The organism is Collinsella intestinalis (assembly GCF_902364775.2).
GTDB lineage: Bacteria > Actinomycetota > Coriobacteriia > Coriobacteriales > Coriobacteriaceae > Collinsella.
Map to the genome: position 1 here is coordinate 210,930 of NZ_CABJEU020000002.1, position 21,190 is coordinate 232,119.

17 protein-coding genes and 1 tRNA gene are annotated in these 21,190 nt (G+C 64.7%); 17 read left to right on the plus strand and 1 reads right to left on the minus strand.

Going from position 1 to position 21,190, the window contains the following annotated elements:
• Positions 1-2: 2 nt before the first annotated feature.
• From FY258_RS06650 to groL, 16 genes are all read left to right on the plus strand, one after another.
• On the plus strand, positions 3-1,148 hold the full coding sequence (locus FY258_RS06650; RefSeq protein WP_118104365.1) for a DNA polymerase III subunit: 1,146 nt from the start codon (positions 3-5) through the stop codon (positions 1,146-1,148).
• Positions 1,139-2,752: a regulatory iron-sulfur-containing complex subunit RicT gene (locus FY258_RS06655; protein WP_118104367.1), complete on the plus strand. Its 1,614-nt coding sequence runs from the start codon at positions 1,139-1,141 to the stop codon at positions 2,750-2,752. The genes FY258_RS06650 and FY258_RS06655 overlap by 10 nt, the downstream gene beginning before the upstream one ends.
• A gap of 300 nt (positions 2,753-3,052) precedes the next feature.
• Complete coding sequence (locus tag FY258_RS06660; RefSeq protein ID WP_259324481.1) at positions 3,053-3,589, plus strand: ComF family protein; 537 nt, start codon at positions 3,053-3,055, stop codon at positions 3,587-3,589.
• Positions 3,590-4,076: 487 nt separating this feature from the next.
• Positions 4,077-5,036, plus strand: a complete 960-nt coding sequence (locus tag FY258_RS06665; protein ID WP_118104371.1) for a transporter substrate-binding domain-containing protein — start codon at positions 4,077-4,079, stop codon at positions 5,034-5,036.
• Positions 5,037-5,201: 165 nt separating this feature from the next.
• A complete protein-coding gene (hpf, locus tag FY258_RS06670) occupies positions 5,202-5,786 on the plus strand; it encodes a ribosome hibernation-promoting factor, HPF/YfiA family (protein WP_006723981.1) in 585 nt (194 codons plus the stop codon).
• A 74-nt stretch (positions 5,787-5,860) separates the two neighbouring features.
• Positions 5,861-6,817: a DegV family protein gene (locus FY258_RS06675; RefSeq protein ID WP_118104373.1), complete on the plus strand. Its 957-nt coding sequence runs from the start codon at positions 5,861-5,863 to the stop codon at positions 6,815-6,817.
• Between the two features lie 89 nt (positions 6,818-6,906).
• A complete protein-coding gene (locus FY258_RS06680) occupies positions 6,907-8,040 on the plus strand; it encodes an NAD(P)-dependent oxidoreductase (protein WP_118104375.1) in 1,134 nt (377 codons plus the stop codon).
• A 6-nt stretch (positions 8,041-8,046) separates the two neighbouring features.
• Positions 8,047-8,487: a hypothetical protein gene (locus tag FY258_RS06685; protein WP_118104377.1), complete on the plus strand. Its 441-nt coding sequence runs from the start codon at positions 8,047-8,049 to the stop codon at positions 8,485-8,487.
• 182 nt (positions 8,488-8,669) lie between these two features.
• Positions 8,670-9,365, plus strand: coding sequence for a hypothetical protein (locus FY258_RS06690; RefSeq protein ID WP_118104379.1), 696 nt, complete (start codon positions 8,670-8,672; stop codon positions 9,363-9,365).
• Positions 9,366-9,368: 3 nt separating this feature from the next.
• Positions 9,369-10,454 carry an isocitrate/isopropylmalate dehydrogenase family protein gene (locus FY258_RS06695; RefSeq protein WP_006723976.1) on the plus strand — a complete coding sequence of 362 codons (1,086 nt, stop codon included), beginning with the start codon at positions 9,369-9,371 and terminating at the stop codon, positions 10,452-10,454.
• Positions 10,455-10,727: 273 nt separating this feature from the next.
• Complete coding sequence (locus FY258_RS06700) at positions 10,728-12,011, plus strand: SurA N-terminal domain-containing protein (RefSeq protein ID WP_118104381.1); 1,284 nt, start codon at positions 10,728-10,730, stop codon at positions 12,009-12,011.
• A gap of 423 nt (positions 12,012-12,434) precedes the next feature.
• On the plus strand, positions 12,435-13,250 hold the full coding sequence (locus tag FY258_RS06705; RefSeq protein ID WP_118104383.1) for a purine-nucleoside phosphorylase: 816 nt from the start codon (positions 12,435-12,437) through the stop codon (positions 13,248-13,250).
• A 256-nt stretch (positions 13,251-13,506) separates the two neighbouring features.
• Positions 13,507-13,582, plus strand: a tRNA-Thr gene (locus FY258_RS06710).
• Between the two features lie 418 nt (positions 13,583-14,000).
• Positions 14,001-15,650, plus strand: coding sequence for an amidohydrolase (locus FY258_RS06715; RefSeq protein WP_118104385.1), 1,650 nt, complete (start codon positions 14,001-14,003; stop codon positions 15,648-15,650).
• 244 nt (positions 15,651-15,894) lie between these two features.
• Positions 15,895-16,182, plus strand: coding sequence for a co-chaperone GroES (locus FY258_RS06720; protein ID WP_118104387.1), 288 nt, complete (start codon positions 15,895-15,897; stop codon positions 16,180-16,182).
• Between the two features lie 181 nt (positions 16,183-16,363).
• Complete coding sequence (groL, locus tag FY258_RS06725; RefSeq protein WP_118104389.1) at positions 16,364-18,001, plus strand: chaperonin GroEL; 1,638 nt, start codon at positions 16,364-16,366, stop codon at positions 17,999-18,001.
• A gap of 411 nt (positions 18,002-18,412) precedes the next feature.
• Here the strand turns inward: groL and FY258_RS06730 are convergent, their stop codons facing one another.
• Positions 18,413-19,099 (minus strand): phosphoribosylaminoimidazolesuccinocarboxamide synthase, encoded by a 687-nt coding sequence (locus FY258_RS06730; RefSeq protein ID WP_118104391.1) that lies wholly within the window; start codon positions 19,097-19,099, stop codon positions 18,413-18,415.
• A gap of 364 nt (positions 19,100-19,463) precedes the next feature.
• On the opposite strand from FY258_RS06730, the gene FY258_RS06735 reads away from it, so the two are divergent.
• Positions 19,464-21,131, plus strand: a complete 1,668-nt coding sequence (locus tag FY258_RS06735; RefSeq protein WP_118104393.1) for a SulP family inorganic anion transporter — start codon at positions 19,464-19,466, stop codon at positions 21,129-21,131.
• Positions 21,132-21,190: the final 59 nt, after the last annotated feature.

Sequence of the window (21,190 nt, forward strand, 5' to 3'; positions counted from 1 at the left end):
CCATGTCCGACCGTCTCACCCCCAACAGCCTGCTCGCCAAGCTCGACACGCAGCCGCGTGTGCGCGACTTCCTCGCCCGTGCGGTGACGAGTGGCCGTGCGAGCCACGCCTATCTGTTCCTCGGCTCGCCGGGCTCCGGCAAGCTCGATGCCGCGTGGGCGCTGGCCCAGGCGCTCCTGTGCGGCGAAGATGGCGTCTCGGGTGCCTGCGCCTCCTGCGATGATTGCGGCCGCGTCGCCCGCCGTACCCATCCGGACGTGCATTACTTCGCGCCCGACTCCGCCACGGGCTACCTCATCGCGCAGACGCGTGAGCTGCTCGAGGACGTGGCGCTCGCGCCCATCCGCGCCAAGGCTAAGGTCTATATCGTCGACCGCGCCGAGCAGCTGCGCGCCAACACCGCAAACGCGCTGCTCAAGACGCTCGAGGAGCCGCCCGCCGGAGTGACGTTCATCCTGCTTGGCTCGAGTGCCGATGTCATGTTGCCCACGATCGTGTCGCGCTGCCAGTGCGTGCCGTTCCGCCCGCTCTCGCTCGAGGACGCCACTACGGCCGTCGAGCACGCGACCGGTCTGCCCGCGGGCAAATGCCGCATGGCCGTCGCGGTCGCCGGCAGTCCCGCCCGCGCGGTCGAGTTCCTCAAGAGTGGTGACCGCCAGGCCGCCCGCCGTGCCATGGTGCGCGCCGTGGACTTGCTCGCCCATGCCGACGAGGCCGACATCCTGGCCGCCGCCAAGGACCTCATGGGTGCGATCAAGGCGCCGCTGGCCGAGGTCAAATCGACCCAGCAGGCGGTCCTGGAGCAAAATCAGGACTATCTCTCCCGTGGTGCTTTAAAGCAGCTGGAAGACCGCAACAAGCGCGAACTGAACGCCCGTGAGCGTTCGGGTATCATGGAGGCTCTGGCGAGCGTTCGCTCCCTGCTGCGCGATGCCCTGGTTCGCCTCGCGTCTGAGTCGGAGCCCGTCGTGAACGAGGACGTTTCCGACGTCGTCGAGCGCATCGCCGCCCGCGCCACGGTGACCGGCGTCACCCGCGCGCTCGATGCCGTTTCGAGCGCCGAGGCCCGCATCGCCAGAAACGTCACACCCCAGCTGGCCATCGAGGTCATGCTGTTCGATATCAGGAAGGCACTGCAATGCCCGTAGTCGTACCCGTTAAATTTGCGTTCGCCGCGCACGAGCTGTGGTTCGATCCGCGCGACCTGGACATCCTCGCCGGCGATCACGCCATCTGCACCACCGAGCGCGGCACCGAGATCGGCCTCGTGACGGCCGATCCGTTCGAGGTGCATCCCGAGGAGCTCGCCGCCCCGCTCAAGCCTGTTGTTCGCATCGCCACCGACGCCGACCTCGACCGCGCCGACGATTTGGCCGACGCCGGCGAGGACGCCATGTTTGATTTTCGCCGCCTGGTGGAGAAGAACGGTCTGGACATGAAGCCCGTGGGCGTCGAGTACCTGTTCGGCGGGGAGAAGGCCGTCTTCTACTTTGCCGCCGAGGACCGCGTGGACTTCCGCCAGCTCGTCAAGGACCTGTCCGCCCACTTCCATGTGCGCGTGGACATGCGCCAGATCGGCGTGCGCGACGAGACCCGTCTGCAGGGCGGTTACGCGACCTGCGGCCAGGAGCTTTGCTGCACCCGTTTCGGCGGGCAGTTCGAGCCCGTCTCCATCCGTATGGCCAAGGAGCAGGACCTGCCGCTGAACTCCGCCAAGATCTCGGGCGTGTGCGGTCGTCTCATGTGCTGCCTGCGTTATGAGTTCGAGGCCTACAAGGATTTCAAGAGCCGCGCGCCCAAGAAAAAGACCCTTATCGACACGCCGCTGGGCAAGGCCCGCATCGTGGAGTACAACACCCCGCGCGAGCAGCTGGTGCTGCGCCTGGAGAACGGCAAGGTCTTCCGAGTCGACCTCGCCGATATGACGAGCACCGAGGAGAACAAGCAGCGCTGCGAGGCGCAAGGGTGCTCCTGCCGTCCCGACTGCGTGACGCGCGACGTCCTCGAGCGTCTCGAGTCGCCCGAGCTCGCACTCGCCCTCATGGAGCTCGACCGCAAGAACGGTGTCGACGTGGGCGACGGCCTGGACACAGCCGATCGCATCGTCGCCTCCGGCCCCACGCCGCGCCGCAAGCGCATGCGCGAGGAAGAGGCCGCCAAGTTCGAGCAGGGCGGCTCCAGCCGTCGTGGCCGCAAGGGCGCTTCCTCCAAGGGCCGTTCCCAGGAGGTTGAGGAGGAGCAGGCGCCGCAGCAGTCGCGTCGTCGCCGTCGCCGCTCCGGCGCTGCCGAGCAGGCGGTGCCGCAGGCCGCTGAGGCAAAGGCCCCACGCACGGATGCGGACTTCGAGCCTGCACAGCCCTCGCGCCGCCGCCGTCATCGCGCCGGCGCGGCTCCCGCGCCCACAGCCGGCGCCCCACATGAGGCCGCCTCTCCCGCCGAAGACGCGCCGGCGAAGAGCCGTCGCCGCAAACACACCTCCTCTGGCACGGAGGCCGCATCTGGCGAGGGCAAGCGCTGCCCCCGTCCCCGCAAGCCCGAGACGCCTTCTGTCGCCGACCAGATCGCTGAGGGCGAGGTCAAGATCCAGCGTCGCCGCCCGGGTGACGGTGGCGGTGCCAAGTCGCGCCCCGGGACCGATGGCCCTGCCCGTTCCGGTGCCGATGATGCCGAGGGCGCTCCCAAGAAGCGCCGTCGTCGTCGCAGCCGCAAACCCAAGCAGGACGGCGGAGACGCCGGCGCGTCCGCCGAGTAGCCCGTGCGCGCGCCTCGTTTTCAGGCCGCATCCACATCGGACGTCGAGCCCCTTCCCGCATCTGCGGGGAGGGGCTTTTTCACGTCGGTTGGAAATGGGGTGGAAAAAACGGGTCGCGGTTCCGCCGGGGCGCTGATTGAAGCCGCCCTCGAATTGATCTCGCCCACGAGGTGCGCCGGATGCGAGCGACCGGGAGAACTCATCTGCTCGGCATGCGAGAATGCCATGCAGATCATAGACCCTGCTCGCTCCTGTCTGCACTGCGGCGCGCCCTTCGGGGCCATGGTGTGCACGGAATGCGTGGGAGCGAAGACCGATCTCGATCGCTGCTTGGCTGCCGCCGTGTTCGATGGGCCGGTCGGTCGCATCGTCCGCGCGTACAAGGACGGGGGCGAGCGCCGGCTGGCCGCCGAGATCGCCCGCATCATGCTCGGCGCGGCCGTGCGGGCGCAGCGCGAGGCGCCCGGGCGATATGGAGGGCTGCTCGTCCGCGCGGACGCGGTGGTGTTCGTCCCCGCCACGGCTTCGGCCTTCCGCCGTCGCGGGTTCGACCACATGGAGCTCATCGCGCGGCATCTGAGTGGGCGCTCGGACATTCCCTTGCTGGATGCCCTGGTCAAGCACGGTTCATCCGACCAGCGCGAACTCGGGCGCGCCGACCGCCTGGCCGAGGCCCTCGGCGCCTATGAGGTCGTACTTCCCGTGAGGGACAAGCGCATTTTACTGATCGACGATGTCATCACCACGGGCGCGACCATGTCCGCGGCGGCATCGGCACTCAAGGCCGCGGGCGCCTCGCACGTCGACGGCCTCGCGTTCGCCCGCGTATGGGGTTGAGGCGATGGGTCGTGGGGGATCGCCATCTTGTTTCCCAGGGATGGCCATCGTTGTGCGATGGGGCGGGCGATTGCGCTCGCACCCGTGCGCAATCTGTGCGTTACCTGCGGTATAATGCCCCGAAGTTCCTCCCAGGCTGTGGTTGCGGGTGCGCGCGGGCCATCGGTTCGCCGCGCTCCTCAGTCCAAGACAGACGCGGTCGAAGGGATCCACGTAAGCCGTCGCGTGCGCGCGAGGGCGATCATGGCGCGTCCTAGAAGTAAGTCGCACCGCCCGTCGCTACTTTTTTGAGGCAATACGTGCCTCGCGGGCGAGCGGGTTAGTCGTGATACCGCCGCGGCGGTACGAGCAAACGCCCCGGTGCGCAAGTGTGGGGTCAAAAACCAGGTCAGCTGGGGGGATCGTGATAGCTGCCGTCCGCGCGCCCGTGCGCGGGCGTTCGGGGTGCCGGCCGCAGGGGCCGCAAGGAGAGTGGGGGAGTGCCGAGATGATCGGTCGCAAGTTCGTTGCAGGTCGCAAAGGTATGGTCGGCCTGGTTGCGTTCGCGTACGCGATGGCGATGGGCCTGTCGGGTTGTTCGCTGACCACGCCCACGCGCGCCGAGGTCGAGCCCGAGCCCGTCAAGGCGACTCTCGGAGCAGACGACCTTATCGAGGACGGTGTCCTCACCGTTGCCATGGACATGACCGACGCCCCCCAGGCCATGACGGATCAGGAGGGCAAACCGAGCGGCTACTACGCCGATATCGCCCGTCTGCTCGCCGAGCGTATGGGCCTCGACCTGCGCGTCGTTTCCTCCGCCGACGTCACGGGCTCGCTTTCCAAGGGCAAGGCCGACCTCTATATCGGCGCCCGTTCCGGCGAGGACGATGTCGTCGAGAGCGGCGTCCTGGTGCAAAACGCCTCCTCCATCTTTGCCAAGTCGGCCGACGGTTCGCGTGAGGTCCTCACGGTTTCGGCGACCACCCTGCAGGGTGCCGTTGTCGCCGTCCAGTCCGATTCCGCCGCGCAAGATGCCATGGACTCCGCGGGCATCGACACCACCCTCAAGACCAAGTCGAACGTGAACGAGTGCTTCGAGGCGCTTGCGGACGGCGAGGTCGACTACGTCGCCTGCGACTCCACCGCCGGCGCCTACCTGGCCCGCGCCTATCCCGGCACCGTGTTCGTGGGTACCATCGCCCCGATGGTCTCTTACGACGCCATCGCCGCTTCCGGTACGGATCTTGCCGATCAGGCGATGGGGATTCTCGAAGACGCCCTGTCCGACGGCACGCTCGAGGCTATTTTCCGCCTGTGGTACGGCGATCTGCCCTTCAGCCTCGACGATCTCGCGCTCGATGGCGTGACGTTTGAGCAGGAGGCCCCCGAAAGCGAGGAAGCCCCCGCTTCTGAGGGCGAATCGGGCGAGCCCGCGCAGTCCGACAGCCTGAACTCCCTGGGCTAGGCCCGACTTTCTCCGCTACCCGTTCGCGCCCATGCAGCGCATGGGAATTCGGCGGTCGGTTCGGACGCTCCAGCGAACGGGAGCACAATTTCCCCACGTGTGTCTTCATCCAACTTGGGTACAACAGCTGTACGAGTACTATCCCCGGATAGATTGGAGCCACGTATGGAAATCAAGGTCTCCGGTCGCAAGACCACGGTCACCGATGCTCTGCGTGCGCATGTCGATGAGAAGATCGGCGAAGCCCTCAAAGTGTTCGACATCGAGCCCATGACCGCCGATGTCGTCCTGCGCTATGAGAAGAACCCCTCCAACCCCAACCCCGCCATCGTCGAGGTCACGGTCCGCGCCCGTGGTTCGGTGATCCGCGTGGCCGAGCACGGTGCGGACATGTATGCCGCGATTGACCTCGCCGCTGAAAAGGTGACGCGCCAGCTCCGCAAGTTCAAGACGCGCGTGGTCGACAACCGTCAGCAGGGTCTGTCCGCCGCCGAGGTCGCCCCTGTCGAGCCCGTCGCCGATCTGGCCGATCTGCTGCTCCCCGAGGATGAGGACGACCAGCTCGTGCGTGTCAAGGAGGTTGAGCTCACCCCCATGACCGATGAGGAAGCGCTCGTTCAGACCGATCTGATCGGCCATGACTTCTACGTGTTCGAGAACAGCGTCACCGGCCTGGTCAATGTGGTGTATCACCGTAAGAATGGTGGATACGGCATCATCAAGCCCAAAATCGAGGTCGAGGGCGAGTAAAATAGCGTCCATTGCATGATCTGGATGGCGGCCATCCCATGTGGGTGGCCGCCTTGTTGTATTGAGGAGCGTCCATGGGCAACATCACCGCCTCGTACGAGGTTCCGCGCATGTGCCGCATCGTCATTGATACCTGTGCCGATCTCACCCCCGAGATCGCGGCCACACTCGAAGTGGATATCTTGGGATTCCCCTACATCCTCGATGGCGTCGAGTACACCGACGACATCTGGAGCACCATCACCCCTTCGGAGTTCTACGACAAGCTGCGTGAGGGCTCCAAGGCCTCGACCTCGGCGATCTCGATCGGTCAGTACCTCGAGTTCTTCACCAAATGCGCCGAAGAGGGCACGCCCACGGTGTATCTGTGCTTCACGAGCGCGCTCTCCTCAAGCTACAACTCCGCCTGCCATGCGGCCGAGCAGGTGCGCGCCGATCATCCCGATTTCGAGCTCTACGTGGTGGACAACGCGCTGCCCTGCGCGTGCGGTGAGTTGCTCGCCATGGAGGCCGTGCGTCAGCGCGCGGCCGGTCTGAGTGCGCGCCAGCTGGCCGAATGGGCCAATGAGGCAAAGACCTACATCCACGGTTACTTCACCCTGGACAGCCTCGATGCGCTCTCCGCCGGCGGACGCATCCCGCCTGCGGCGGCCTCCCTGTCCTCCAAGCTCGATATCAAGCCCGAGCTGTCCTTCGACCTGGCCGGGGCCCTTTCGCTCATCGGCGTGAACCGCGGCCGCAAGAAGGCGCTCAAGTCGCTCATCAAGTCATTCACCGAGAACTACGAGTTCGACCCGACTCTGCCGCTCGCTATCGTCTCCTCCGACGCCGAGAAGGATGCCGATTGGCTCGAGGCTGCCGTTCGTAAGGAGCCCGGCTGTGCGGACCTCACCATCCTGCGCGGTTCGGTGGGCCCTACGATCGGCTCGCATGTCGGACCGGGTATGGTCGCCCTTATCTTCTGGGGTAAGAACCGCTCGGAGAAGATCTCCCTGACCGACCGCATCGCCAGCCGCGTCCGCGGGGAATAGCGAGCACCGGGGTCGATCCACCTGGCTCCGGCGGTGGCATCCGCCATCGTCGTCCATTCGTCGAACAAACGTCAAAAGGAGCGTTGCATATGGCAAGCAAGAACCTCAAGATCGCCTTTATCGGCACCGGCATCATGGGCGCACCCGTCGCCGGCCACATCATGGACGCGGGCTACGAGCTCACCGTCTACAACCGCACCAAGGCCAAGGCCGCCGGCCTGATCGAGCGCGGCGCCACTTGGGCCGCGTCGCCGGCCGAGGCCGCGCGCGAGGCCGACGTGGTCTTCACCATGGTGGGCTTCCCCACGGACGTCGAGGAGATCTACCTCGCCGGCGAGGGCCTGCTGGCATCCGCCAAGGACGGCGCGTATCTGATCGACCTCACCACGAGCGCGCCCGAGCTCGCCCGCGACATCGCCGGCGCCGCCGAGGTCTGCGGCAAGCACGCCTTCGACTGCCCCGTGACTGGCGGCGAGAGCGGCGCCATCGCCGGCACCCTCACGGCCATCGCCGGCGCCACCGAGCGCGACATCGAGCCCGTCCGCGAGGTGCTCGAGACCTTCACCTCCAAGATCTTCTGCTTCGGTGGCGCCGGCAACGGCCAGGCCGCGAAGCTCTCCAACCAGGTCGCCCTGGCCAGCTCCATGGTGGGCATGGCCGATGCGCTCTCCTTCGCGCAGCAGAACGGCCTGGACGTCGAGCAGGTGCGCGAGATGATCTGCTCCGGCACCGGCAGCACGGGCGCCATGGTCTCGCTCGCTCCGAAGGCCATCGACGGCGACTACAAGCCCGGCTTCCTCGTCGAGCACTTCCTCAAGGACCTCGGCCTCGCGCTCACGGTCGCCGAGGAGAAGGAGCTCGCCCTGCCCGGCGCCGACACCGCCTTCACCCTGTACGACATGCTCGACGCCATCGGCGGCGGTCGCATGGGCACCCAGGCGATCACCCTGCTGTATCAGGAGGAGGCCGAAGCCGTCGCCGCGGGCCTGGATTGGTCGCTCTACACGGCCCAGCACGAGCACGACGATGAGTGCGATTGCGGCTGCGGCCACGATCATGGCCACGAGCACGGCGGACACGAGTGCGCCTGCGGCCACGATCATGGCGATGATCACGAGTGCTGCTGCGGTGGCGAGGGCCACGGCGAGGACCACGAGTGCTGCGGTGGCCACGGCCACGGCGAGGACCACGAGTGCCATTGCGGCCACCATCACGAGGGGTAAGCGGGCATGCCGGCTAACTGGGTCTACATCATCACCTACGTCATGGTGTTCGGCTTTGCCGTCTACATCGGTTTTCTGATCGGTCAGGAGCTGAGCCGCCGCTACCTCGTCACCGCACGCGCTTACTGGGCCGCCAATATCGGAGGCCTCGTCGCGGTCGTGCTGGCCGTCGCGCTCATTCCCGCCATGATGATTCAAATCATCTTGATGGGCGTCTTGGCCGGTTACATCGCCGGCCTCAAGATGGGCTTCGGCGAATCTTCGGGCCCCTGGAAGTGGCTCGATAACTTCATGGACGTCAACAAGCGCCATCGCAAGGTCGCCGAGAAGGGTACCGGCGAGGCGTATCGTCGCCGCCGGAAGACCGGCGAGGCCGGTCCCGACTTGATTTCGGTCGATGAGAAGGGCTCTGCGGGTCCGTCCTCGAGGCGCTCACGCGACGCCTAAAAACAACACCCCGAGCGCCCGCGGACTTCCCGCGGGCGCACTCGGATGGGGCCCGCGGGCGGCAGTTGTGCCCAGAGTCCGCTCCAGCCCTTTTGACTGTGCACATTTGCCCTGGACCGATGGGCCCGTCCATACGATAATTCGGATATTCACCGCAAGAGAAAGATAAGAGGTACGCACCCATGGCAGAAGAGAACCTTGTCGAGCTTTCCCCCGAGGAGGCCGCCCGCCTCGCGAGCGTCGAGAACAGCGCCGACGCCCTGTCCGCCCTCATCGAGGACCTGTCCAGCTCGAGCCGTCGCACGCGCCAGCTCGCCGGACGCGTGGTGAGCCTGCTCGCCGAGCGTGAGCCCGATCTGCTCGCCCCCTTTATCGAGCAGCTGGTGGACGCCCTGTATCGCCCGGAGGCCCAGACCCGCTGGGAGGTGCTCGACGCATTGACGCTGCTCGTTCCCGAGCATGCCAAGGAGTGCGGCGCCGCGTACGAGGGTGCCGAGGCCGCCCTGTTCGATGAGATCTCGGCTCCGCTGCGCTTGTCCGCCTTCCGCTTTCTCGTGGTGTGGGGCGCCACGGAGCGCCGCCGTTCCGAGAAGGTGTGGCCCATCATCGACGAGGCCATCCAGTGCTATCACGGCGATCTTGAGTACCGCGATATGCTCGCGCTGCTCTTCTCCTTCGCGCATGGCCAGATCTCGGGTTCCGTCGCCGCCGAGCTGGCCGGCCGTCTCCAGTTCGATGCCGAGAACGGCAAGGGCAGCTACCTGCGCGTCCGCTCGCGTGAGATTTACGACGCGCTGGTCAAGCGCTTCAAGCTCGACAACCCGCAGAAGAAGGTGCGCGCCAAGAAGAGCGATGCCGAGGACGAAGACGAGGAGTAACTCATGGCCCACGACGTTGTCCTGATCCCCGGTGACGGCATCGGCCCCGAGATCACGAGCGCGATGCGCCGCGTGGTCGAGGCGACCGGTGTCCAGATCAACTGGAATGTCCAGAACGCCGGTGCCGGCGTGATGGATGAGTACGGCACGCCGCTGCCCGAGCATGTGCTCGAGGCGGTGCGTTCCACCAAGGTCGCCATCAAGGGCCCCATCACCACGCCGGTGGGCACGGGCTTCCGCAGCGTCAATGTCGCTCTGCGTAAGGAGTTCGACCTGTATGCCTGCGTGCGCCCCTGCCTCTCCCAGCCCGGCGACGGCTCGCGCTACCGCGACGTCGACCTGGTGATCGTGCGCGAGAACACCGAGGACCTCTACGCGGGCATCGAGTTCGACGAGGGCGCGCCCGAGGTTGTGAAGCTCGCCGAGCTCGTCGAGGCATCTGGCCAGAAGCCCTTCGCCTCCGATTCGGCCATTTCCATCAAGCCGATCTCCATCGAGCGTTCGCGCCGTATCGTCGAGTACGCGTTCGAGTACGCCCGTCGCTGCGGTCGCAAGAAGGTTACGTGCGTGCACAAGGCCAACATCATGAAGGCGACCGACGGCCTGTATCTGCGCGTGGCGCGCGAGGTGGCTGAGCGCTACCCCGATATCGAGTTCAACGATAAGATCGTGGACGCCACGTGCATGGGCCTGGTTCAGGAGCCCCGTGATTTCGACGTGCTTGTGTGCCTCAACCTGTACGGCGACATCGTGAGCGACCTGTGCGCCGGTTTGGTGGGCGGTCTTGGTATGGCGCCCGGTGCCAATATCGGCACGGACGCGGCGATCTTCGAGCCCACGCACGGCAGCGCTCCCGATATCGCGGGCAAGGACATTGCCAATCCCACGGCCGAGATCCTCTCCGCCGCGATGATGCTCGACCACCTGGGCGAGGCCGATGCCGCCGAGCGCATCCGCGCCGCTGTTCGTGCCACGCTCGCCGAGGGGACGTGCGTCACCGGGGATGTGCAGCGTGCACTTACCGGTAGTGCCGAGGGTGCTGCGGGGACGCAGGATTACGCCGACGCGGTCATCGCGCACCTTTCGTAGCCGGATGTGTAATTGGGGACGGGTGCATTTTACACATGAGGTGTGACCCTCCTCTTTTGCGCCGACCCGCGGTATCGACATGAGGTGTGACCCTCCTCTTTTGCGCCGATCCGCGGTGTTGATGCGCGCGGCGTCGCACTGGGGCATCGCGTTGTGCAATTAAGCAAACCTTAACGGGGATGCGCTCGTTTCGCGGCGTATCCCCGTTTGTTTTTGGGTATCGTATCGGCTTGATACGACAATCCGCCAGGTAAGGTGAAAGGAGCGGGCCGCATGGGTCTGATCATGAAGAAGGACGATTCCGAGGACAACGAGTACATCGACGGGATCGAGGTTGTCGGCCGCGGTGAGGGTCCGAACGGCGACGACGAGGTCGAGCACGTGGAGATTCACGAGGGCCTGACCGCCGAGGACATCTCCGGCAAGACGGCGGCCGCCGAGGCAGAGCGTGAGCTCGAGGCCGATCCCGAGCTGTTGGATGCCGAGGCAGAGGAGGGCGGTGCCGCCGAGGGTGGTGCCGAGGACGCCGACGCTGATGCCGAGGACGCCGACGTTGATGCCGACGCCGAGGGCGCTGACGCCGCCAACGCCGGCGAGGCTGACGGCGAGCCCGAGGCTGAGGGCGTGGAGGACTCTGAGTCCGAGGCAGGCACCTCTGTGGATTCCTCTACCGCCGCACCTGCCGCCAAGCCGCGTCCGGCGCGTCCGAAGAAGACGCGCATGCAGCGAGCAATGATGGGCAAGCACAAGTACTTCATCGCCGGCGCGCTCGTCGCCGTGATCGTCGCCGGTGTCTCCGGCTATTTCCTTGGTTCCGGCGGCTTTGGCTCCAAGGGTGTGAGCGCCCCCGTTTTCGCCGAGAGCGAGCTCGACGCGACGGTCGCAACCTGGAAGTTCAAGGGCGCCTCGCACAAGATCAGCGCCCGCGAGGCCATCGAGAGCCAGTACAGCCTCGACAGCGTGAAGGACGAGGACGGCAACTACCCCGCTCCTTCCGCCGACGCGGTTCTCGCTTATGTGCGCAACCGCATCCTGCTGGAGGAGGCGTCCAAGCAGGGCATCGAGCTGAGCGATGAAGAGCTTTCCTCCTCTGCCGAGACCTCCCTGGGCACTTCCGACTTCTCTGCTATCGCCGATCAGTACGGCGTGAGTGAGGATCAGGCAAAGCAGATCGTGCGTGAGCAGGGCACCATCCAGAAGCTGTATCAGAGCGTGATGGACGACGCGCCCGCCATGCCCAAGGCTCCCGCCGAGCCCGAGAGCGGCGACGAGAACGAGGCCAAGGCCGAGTACGCCGCCTATATCATCGATCTGGCCGGTAAGGAGTGGGATGCCGAGGCTGGTACCTGGGCTAAGCTCGACGGCGCTTACGCCACCGCGCTCGCCGGCGAGGAGATCACTCCCGAGTCTGCGACCTATGCCCAGGCTCAGAAGGCCTATGCCGTTGCGTATCAGCAGTACATGCTCGAGTCGCAGGGCGCGAACGCCAAGTGGACGTCCTATGTCAACGAGCTCTTCGGCGAGGCCGATGTCGAGCTCTTTGGCCTGTACGCCTAGATGCTCGGCCGCTTGCGCTAGCCGCGCGCGTCGGCTGAATGCGTCGCGGCGTCTCGAGATTTGGTCGCAATGTGCCGCGCTGTGACAGCCAGGCAACTTACGACCATAACCGCCCGCCGCCACCGCCGCTTTTGGTCGCGATGTGCCACGCTGTTGCAGCCAGGCAACTTACGACCAAAACCACCTTCTAAGATCGGAACTTTTGGTCGCGATGTGCCATGGTGTGACAGCCAGGCATATCGCGACCATTTTTTGTACTCGAGTCCACGCGCTGGACCTGCGCGTTGTGACGCCCAGCTCGTCATCGGGGCCGCTCACGGGTTGCGCCTGCCGCAAACGGGCGACTTGCTATGCTGAAGAAGTGCCTGTGGGGGAGGGACTCGACCCGCCTCCGGCTTTATGCAAGGAGAAAGGACGGTCGTCATGGACGAGACGTTTGAGAAGGTCGCCGCATGGTGCAAGCCGACCATGGAGCATCCGCTCGCCATCGTGCTGGGCAGCGGTCTGGGCTCGCTGGGTGAGCGCGTTCGCGTGGTGCGACACATCCCGTACGGCGATATCGACGGGTTCCCCACGGAGGCGATCCCGGTGGAGGGCCATAGCTTCACGGTTCTCGTGGGTGAGCTCGACGGCGTTCCCGTGGTGGTGTATCCCGGCCGCGTGCACATGTACCAGGGTTACGACGCCCTGCAGGTCAGTTCGCTCGTCCGCCATGCTCATAAACTTGGATGCCGCAGCATCGTGTTGAGCTGCGCCACCGGTGCCGTGGGCGATATCGAGCCCGGTACCGTCGGCATCATCACCGATCAGCTGAATCTTACCGGGCGCAATCCGCTCGCATCGCCCCTGGGCGTCGCCGCGGCCGGCCTGGACAGCCCGTTTGTCTCGATGGCGGGGGCCTACTCCCCGTATCTTTCCGGCTTGGCGCGCGAGGCTGCATCCGAGCTTGGCATGGAGCTCGCAGAGGGCGTGTACGCCGGTCTCCTCGGTCCCAGCTACGAGACGCCCGCCGAGATCCGCATGCTCGACGCGCTCGGTGCCGATTATGTGGGTATGTCCACCGTATGCGAGGCCATTATGGCCCGTGCGCTCGGTATGGAGGTGCTCGGCATCACGCTCGTGACCAACAAGGCCGGTTGTTTGGGGGAGAGCCACGCCAAGGTGTTGGGCGCCGCCGACGCGGCCGCCGAGGCAATGCAGGCCCTTGCCCTCGCCACGATCCGCCGTATCGGCGCCTAACCTCCGAGCTGGTCTCAATTGGGGACAGGTACAAATTGAGACAGGTCGCCTGGGGACAGGGGCCACATGGGCAGGTGCAAAATGAGGCATGCCCGCCTCGGTTGCCTGCGGTGACTGGGGCTCTCGTTTTGGCGGGAGCGAAGGCGTCGAGGCAAAAGAGTTTTTCTGCCGAGGTTATTAGGTACTTGCGTGGTGGTGCGTTTCCACGTACTATAGACAATCGTCGGAACGGCCCAGTCCGCTCCGCCATGGAGTCGCCAGCGTAGCTCAGTTGGCAGAGCACCGCTCTCGTAAAGCGGGGGTCACCGGTTCGAGCCCGGTCGCTGGCTCCATCGAAATTTAAAGGCCAGGCACCATGCGTGTCTGGCCTTTTCTTTGTGCGTCGCAGTTTTTGACGGCGTGTGAGTGCTGGGGTAAATCTTTTCACCCGTACGTGGGCGCCTTTGACTCGTTGGGGGGATTTTCGCCCGCTGTCTACATGTCTTTTACGCTCGATGGAAGGCTTTCGGTGATGTAAGGCCGTGTCCAGGGGTCCTTTTCCGCAAAGTGTACGTTTTGGGGAACGTTTTGATCGAATTACGGCATTGCGTGCGGAAACCCGGCAACAAAACCCCAGGTCGCGCAAAGCGGGCAAAGGGCGTTCGACGCGATTTGAGTCAAAACCTTCCCCAAAACGTACACCTTGAGTTTTTCGGGTGTCCGCCTGACAATTTCAGCAAGATGAGAGCACCCTGCGGTCAGGAGCGAAACATGGAATTCACCCAGGTCGATTACATCGTCACGTCCACGCGCGTGTTCACGAGCGCCCCTGCGGAGTGCGCCGCCCGGCCCCTGGCGTTCGCCGTGGCGGGGGAGCGCATCGTGGCGACGGGTTCCCTGCAGGATGTGATTGCCTCTTGTCCTGTATCGACTCCCGTGCTCGATTACGGCGACGCCTTTGTATGCCCCGGCTTTCACGACGCTCATCTGCATTTCTTCCACACGGCCCTCGGGGGGTCACCTTACCTGCTCATGCACATGGGAAAGAGCGAGGCCGAGCTCGTCGAGCGCACGAAGGAGTTTGCCCAGAGTCTGCCTGCCCATGCCTGGGTGGTCACCCAGGGCTGGCGTGATTACCGCTGGGACCCGCCCGTGCCGCCCACTAAGCATTCGCTCGACGAGGCATTCCCCGACCGTCCTTGCGTGATGTATTCGGGCGACGGCCATACGCTCTGGATGAACACGTGCGCCCTCGACGCCCTCGGCGTCACGCGCGACTCCGTGCCACCGCAGGGCGGTAGCTACGATCATGATGAGAACGGTGAACTCACGGGCATCATCCGCGAGGCCGCGGCGATGGAACTGCTCCCGCGTTGCCTCGAGTGGCTCACCGAGGAGGACATCGCCTCCGCCTACGAAGCCCAAATGGCGCGCATGGCAGAGCAGGGCATCACTTCGGTCTGCGACATGGCCCTCATGCCGCATCCCGGCTGTGATTTCATCCGCGACGACGTGTATGAGAAGCTCTCGCGTGAGGGAAAGCTCACCCTTCGCGTGCATATGTACCCCACGCTGCTCGACGATCAGTCGCGCCTCGAGGACTTGCAGGACCGTTATGCGGGCGATGAGTTCCCCCTGCTGCGCGCTCCGGGCTTCAAGCAGTTCTTCGACGGCGTGAGCAGCCAGCACACCGCGTGGCTGACCGAGCCTTACACGAATGCGCGCTTCGACGGCGACTGCGGTCGCCCCACGGTGCCATCCGATCACATGCGCGAGCTGGTCCTCGCCGCCGCCGAGCGTGGTCACTCCGTACGCATCCACACCATCGGCGACCGCGCCATCCACGAGGCGCTCGACATCTTCGGTGAGGCGATGGCCTGGTACGGGGCGCCCATGCAGGGCCGCAACACGCTCGAGCATCTCGAGAACCTACTGCCCGAGGACATCGATCGTTTGGCCGAGCTCGGCATTTTGGCGAGTTCCCAGCCCGGTCACATCACGCTCGACCCGGGTGGCCCCGAGCGCGACCTGGGCGAGGAGCGCAGCCGGGTCATGTGGCCGTTCGCGACCTACGAGGACCGGGGTGTGGAGCAGGCCTTCGGCACGGATTCTCCCATCACGGCCGTGACCAGCATGGACGTGCTGTACTGTGCCGTGACGCGCCAGGACCCGTTCACACATGAGCCCGCGGGTGGATGGCTGCCGGGAGAGCGCATCAGCGCCGCCGAGGCCTTGCGTATCTACACCGCTGGCAGTGCCGCGGCGGCGGGCCGCGAGGACGAGCTCGGCCAGATCGCCCCGGGCTACCTGGCGGACTTCGTGGTGCTGGACCGCGATATCACTGCATGTGATCCGAGCGAGATCCAGGGTGCTCAGGTCGTGGCCACGTATGTGGCGGGCGAGCGGGTGTACGAACGGTAGGAGCAGACTCCCTGCTCTGGGCATGCTTCGCGCTTTCGGCAACGATAGCCGAAAGCGCCTTCGTCCAGTCCTCTATCAACCGCCTACCGCTGGTAATTCAACGCTCAGGAAATCTAAGTGCCGCTTTATAAGATTTTTTGAAGTGACGTTGTATAAGTCCGTACGGCTGGGTACTATTCAACGCGTACACAAACCGCATGGACCGCCGGCGTGTGCCGGAGCCCAGCAAAAGGAGGAGACAAGCATGTCTTTGAAGCCGCTTGCAGATCGCGTTCTGATCAAGCCCGACGCCGTCGAGCAGAAGACCGCTTCCGGTCTCTACATCGCCAGCAGCGCTCAGGAGAAGCCCCAGCGCGGCACCGTCGTCGCCGTGGGCGCCGGCAAGTACAACGACCGTGGCGAGCGCATGCCGCTCGACGTCCATGAGGGCGATGTCGTGATCTACGGCAAGTTCGGTGGCAACGAGATCAAGGTCGACGGCGAGGAGTACCTGCTCATGCGCGCCGACGACATCTACGCCGTCGTCGAGTAACTTTCGCGACCCCGAACCTCAATTTAGGGACTGTCCCCAAATTGAGGTGTCCGCTGCGGCACGCGACTCAGCCGCAGCCGGCAAACCACGACCTCAAATTGGGGACTGTCCCTAAAACGAGGTCCTGAGACGGATGTGTAATTTGCACCCGTCCCCAATGACACATTTGGAGGAACATCAAATGGCTAAGAACATCACGTTCGACACCGACGCTCGCGCCAAGCTCGCCAAGGGCGTCAACACCCTGGCCGACGCCGTGACCGTCACCATGGGCCCCAAGGGCCGCTATGTCGCCCTGCAGCGCTCCTTCGGCGCTCCCATGATCACCAACGACGGCGTCTCCGTCGCCAAGGAGATCGAGCTCGAGGACAACATCGAGAACATGGGCGCCCAGCTGGTCAAGGAGGTCGCCACCAAGACCAACGACACCGTGGGTGACGGCACCACTACCGCCACGCTGCTGGCCCAGGCCATCGTGAACGACGGCCTCAAGAACGTCGCCGCCGGCGCCAACCCGCTGGCCATCCGTCGCGGTATCGACAAGGCCGTCAACGCCGCCGTGGCCGAGATGAAGAACCTCGCCAAGCCGGTCGAGACCAAGGAGCAGATCGCTTCCGTCGGCACCATCTCCGCTGGTGAGGCCGAGGTCGGCAACAAGATCGCCGACGCCATGGACGTCGTGGGCAAGGACGGCGTCATCACCGTCGAGGATTCCCAGACCTTCGATATCACCATCGACACCGTCGAGGGCATGCAGTTCGACAAGGGCTATGTCTCCGCGTACTTCGTCACGGACAACGACCGCATGGAGGCCGTGATGAAGGATCCCTACATCCTCATCACCGACCAGAAGATTTCCAACGTCCAGGACATCATGCCTGTGCTCGAGGCCGTCTCCCGCGCCGGCAAGGGCCTGCTCATCATCGCCGAGGACATCGACGGTGAGGCTCTGCCCACCCTGGTCCTGAACAAGATCCGCGGCGCTCTCAACGTCTGCGCCGTCAAGGCTCCCGGCTACGGCGATCGCCGCAAGCGCCTGCTCGAGGACATCGCTATCCTCACCGGTGGCCAGGCCGCGCTCGACGAGCTCGGCATCAAGGTCGCCGACATCACCGCCGACATGCTCGGTACCGCCAAGAGCGTGACCATCACCAAGGACAACACCACCATCGTCGACGGTGCCGGCACCAAGGAGGCCATCGCCGACCGCGTGGCCGCCATCAAGGGCGAGATGGAGCACACCGAGTCCGAGTTCGATCGCGAGAAGCTCCAGGAGCGCCTGGCCAAGCTCTCCGGCGGCGTGGCCGTCATCAAGGTCGGTGCCGCTACCGAGACCGAGCTTAAGGAGATTAAGCACCGCGTCGAGGACGCCCTGCAGGCCACCCGCGCGGCCGTCGAGGAGGGCATCGTCGCCGGCGGCGGTGTCGCCTTCATGGACGCCCTGCCCGCGCTCGAGAACATCGAGATCTCCGATCCCGAGGAGCAGATCGGTATCGACATCATCAAGAAGGCCCTGACCGCTCCTGTGGCCACCATCGCCAAGAACGCTGGCTTTGAGGGCGCTGTCATCGTGGACAAGGTCTCTGAGCTCCCCGCGGGCGAGGGCCTGAACTCCGCCAACGGCGAGTGGGGCAACATGATCGACATGGGCGTGCTCGACCCGGTCAAGGTCACCCGCACCACCCTGCAGAACGCCGCCTCTGTGGCCTCCCTCATTCTCATCACCGAGGCCACCGTTTCCGACGTGCCCAAGAACACCCAGCTCGAGGACGCCATCGCGGCCGCTACCGCCGGCGCCCAGGGCGGCGGCATGTACTAAGCCGTAAGCTCACCTAGCTTTCCGGGAGCCCCCTGGGAGAACCCATGCGAACGTCCTCGGCCTTTGGCCTGCGGAATGTTTGCCTGGGGTTCACCCAGGGGGTTCCCTGCGTTTTTGGGAGCGGATTCGATGCGCCTGTGGAGCTCGGTGCATTTTAATAACTTCGGAGCGCTTGTGAAACTTCGGAGCGCTTGGGAACCATTTTCAGGCAGAGAAATGGTTCCCAGGTGCTCCGAACTTGTGCAAGCGCACCGAGTTTGTGGGGGCGAGCCGAATTCGCAAGCCAGATGGGCGGATGTGCGCGACATGCGAAAAGCGGGCTGCGCGGTCAGGAAACATAGTTCAAAAAAACGGGGCCCCGCACGATATGTGCAGGGCCCCGGTGCCGTTATACGGTATTTCGCCTGTGGCTTACGCGAAGAACAGCTCGGAGAGGGTCATCGGGTCGACGTACTCGCCGTCCTTGTAGACGCGCATGTTGCCGGAGGCGACCTCGTCGATCAGGATGACGTTGCCGTCGGCGTCGTAGCCGAACTCGAACTTGATGTCGTAGAGGACGAGGCCCTTCTCGGCCAGGTCGTCGGCGATGATCTTGGTGATCTTCTTGGTCATGTCCTTGAGCTCGTCGTACTGCTCGGCGGTCATGACGCCCAGGTCAACCAGGCCGTCCTTGGTGACCAGCGGGTCGCCCAGCTCGTCGTTCTTGAAGGTGGTCTCAACGTAGGACGGCAGATCGTCGCCCTCGTTGCAGTACTGCTTGTAGCGGCGGTAGAAGGAGCCCACGGCCTTGTTGCGGCAGATGACCTCGAGGCCCTCGCCAAAGACCTTGGCGGGCAGGACCTCCATGGTGGTGTCGTCGAGGTTGGCGGACACGTAGTGGGTCTTGATGCCGGCGGCGTTGATCTTCTCGAAGAAGTAGATGGACATGCGCAGGTTGACGTCGCCCACGCCCTCGATGGTGAGGCCGACCGCGTTCTCGCCCGGATCGAAGACGCCGTCCTTGCCGGTGCAGTCGTCCTTGAACTTGAGCAGGTAGTTGCCGTTCTCGAGGGCGAACACGTCCTTGGTCTTGCCGGAGTACACGAGTTCCTTGGTCATGGCGGTAGTCCTTTCATACAACGCCGCATGCTTTGACGGTGTGAGTGTACAACATCGTCAAGGTGCCTAATAAGGTCATGCGCAAACTGGGTTTATTGTTACAGAAAGATTATGCATGGGTGTCATTTTGGCGAACATGGCATGCTCGAACATCGCGTGGTGGGAAGCGTGTATACATGGCGAAAAGGACCCGACGGGGTGAAGGGCGCGCCTGTGGTATAACAGAGGGCGTCGTTCAAGTGCGATTACAACGAAATGACCTCACGCGTTCCGTCCGGGGCACCGCCGCCGGGCGTTTTCGCGTGTCCATTCGCCTGGGCGATGCCGCACGCACATCAAGAGTAGAAAGCCGGGAAGCACCCATATGACGCGCGACAAGATCAAGCCCATCCTCTTCAGCATCATCAAGCACCAGGACCCCGAACAGCTCAAGCGCCAGATCCCGCGCGACATCGTCGCCGGCATCGTGGTGGCCATCGTGGCGCTGCCGCTGTCGATCGCCCTGGCCATCGCTTCGGGCGTCGGCCCCGAGCAGGGACTTTATACCGCCATCGTCGCGGGCTTCATCATCGCGTTGCTCGGCGGCAGCGCCGTTCAGATCTCGGGTCCCACCGCCGCGTTCGCCACCATCGTGGCGGGCATCGTCGCCTCGAGCGGCATGGACGGCCTGGTGGCCGCGACCATCATCGCGGGCGTGCTGCTGATCCTCATGGGCGTTTTCCGCCTGGGCACGCTCATCCGCTTCGTGCCCTACACCATCACCACGGGCTTCACGGCGGGCATCGCGGTGACCATCGTGGCGGGCCAGCTCAAGGATCTGTTCGGCCTCACGTATCCGGCAGGCACCCCCACCATCGAGACGATGGACAAGCTCTCGGCTGTGGTCGCCAATTTCTCCACCTTCAACGTCGAGGCGCTCATCGTGGGTCTCGTGTGCCTGGCGGTGCTCGTGCTGTGGCCGCGTGTGAGCCAGCGCATCCCCGGCTCGCTCATCGCGGTGCTCGCAGGAATCGCCATGGTGAGCGGTCTGGGCATGAACGTGAACACCATTGGCGACCTCTACACCATCAACGCTGGTGTTCCGCAGCTGCACCTGCCCCAGTTGAGCTTCGATCTGTTCCGCGAGCAACTGCCCAACGGCTTCACCATCGCGATCCTTGCGGCCATCGAGTCCCTGCTGTCCTGCGTGGTGGCCGATTCCATGATCAGCTCGCACCATCGCGCCAACATGGAGCTCGTCGCCCAAGGCGTGGGCAATATCGGTTCCGTGATGTTCGGCGGCATTCCCGCCACGGGCGCCATCGCCCGCACCGCCGCCAACGTGAAGGCCGGCGGCCGCACGCCCATCGCCGGCATGGTCCACGCCGTGGTGCTGCTCGCCGTGATGGTGTTCCTCATGCCGTATGCGGCGCTCATCCCCATGCCTTGCATTGCCGCCATCCTGCTGCAGGTTGCCTACAACATGTCCGGCTGGCGCACCGTGGTGCACCAGGTTCGCACCGCACCCAAGAGCGACGTGGCCGTGCTCGTGGTCACCTTCCTCTTTACCGTGGTGTTTGACCTGGTCATGGCCATCGGCGTTGGCATGATGATCACGCTCGTGCTGCTCATGAAGCGCCTGAGCGACGAGACCGAGGTCCGCGGCTGGAAGTACTACTGCGACGAGGATTCCGAGGTCACGCACCTGCGCGAGCTGCCTCGCAGCGTGCGCGTGTACGAGATCAACGGCCCGATGTTCTTCGGCATGACCGACCAGATCGCCGAGATCTCGGTGAAGGAGTTCACCAAGTACCTGATTATCCGCATGCGCGGCGTGCCTTCGCTCGACTCCTCGGCCATGAACGCGCTCGAGAACCTGCGCGAGTATTGCGCCGAGAATGACGTGCAGCTCATCATTTCGCACGCCAACGAGCAGCCCATGAAGACCATGGAGCGCGCTGGCTTTGTGGAGAAGGTGGGTCGCGAGCACTTCCGTACCAGCATCGATGACGCCATTGCCCACGCCCGCGAGCTGCTGGGGGAGGACGCGTAGGGCCCATCGCGCGCCCTTTGCCATTCGCCCCGGCGTCGATGGCGGCGGTCTGCGGGCGC

Bases quoted from the DNA above. Each gene is read 5' to 3' on its own strand.
- FY258_RS06735 (WP_118104393.1), top strand. From the start codon at position 19,464: ATGACGCGCGACAAGATCAAGCCCATCCTCTTCAGCATCATCAAGCAC.
- hpf (WP_006723981.1), top strand. From the start codon at position 5,202: ATGGAAATCAAGGTCTCCGGTCGCAAGACCACGGTCACCGATGCTCTG.
- FY258_RS06685 (WP_118104377.1), top strand. From the start codon at position 8,047: ATGCCGGCTAACTGGGTCTACATCATCACCTACGTCATGGTGTTCGGC.
- FY258_RS06720 (WP_118104387.1), top strand. From the start codon at position 15,895: ATGTCTTTGAAGCCGCTTGCAGATCGCGTTCTGATCAAGCCCGACGCC.
- FY258_RS06655 (WP_118104367.1), top strand. From the start codon at position 1,139: ATGCCCGTAGTCGTACCCGTTAAATTTGCGTTCGCCGCGCACGAGCTG.
- FY258_RS06690 (WP_118104379.1), top strand. From the start codon at position 8,670: ATGGCAGAAGAGAACCTTGTCGAGCTTTCCCCCGAGGAGGCCGCCCGC.
- groL (WP_118104389.1), top strand. From the start codon at position 16,364: ATGGCTAAGAACATCACGTTCGACACCGACGCTCGCGCCAAGCTCGCC.
- FY258_RS06665 (WP_118104371.1), top strand. From the start codon at position 4,077: ATGATCGGTCGCAAGTTCGTTGCAGGTCGCAAAGGTATGGTCGGCCTG.
- FY258_RS06650 (WP_118104365.1), top strand. From the start codon at position 3: ATGTCCGACCGTCTCACCCCCAACAGCCTGCTCGCCAAGCTCGACACG.
- FY258_RS06730 (WP_118104391.1), bottom strand. From the start codon at position 19,099: ATGACCAAGGAACTCGTGTACTCCGGCAAGACCAAGGACGTGTTCGCC.
- FY258_RS06695 (WP_006723976.1), top strand. From the start codon at position 9,369: ATGGCCCACGACGTTGTCCTGATCCCCGGTGACGGCATCGGCCCCGAG.
- FY258_RS06715 (WP_118104385.1), top strand. From the start codon at position 14,001: ATGGAATTCACCCAGGTCGATTACATCGTCACGTCCACGCGCGTGTTC.
- FY258_RS06680 (WP_118104375.1), top strand. From the start codon at position 6,907: ATGGCAAGCAAGAACCTCAAGATCGCCTTTATCGGCACCGGCATCATG.
- FY258_RS06700 (WP_118104381.1), top strand. From the start codon at position 10,728: ATGGGTCTGATCATGAAGAAGGACGATTCCGAGGACAACGAGTACATC.
- FY258_RS06705 (WP_118104383.1), top strand. From the start codon at position 12,435: ATGGACGAGACGTTTGAGAAGGTCGCCGCATGGTGCAAGCCGACCATG.
- FY258_RS06675 (WP_118104373.1), top strand. From the start codon at position 5,861: ATGGGCAACATCACCGCCTCGTACGAGGTTCCGCGCATGTGCCGCATC.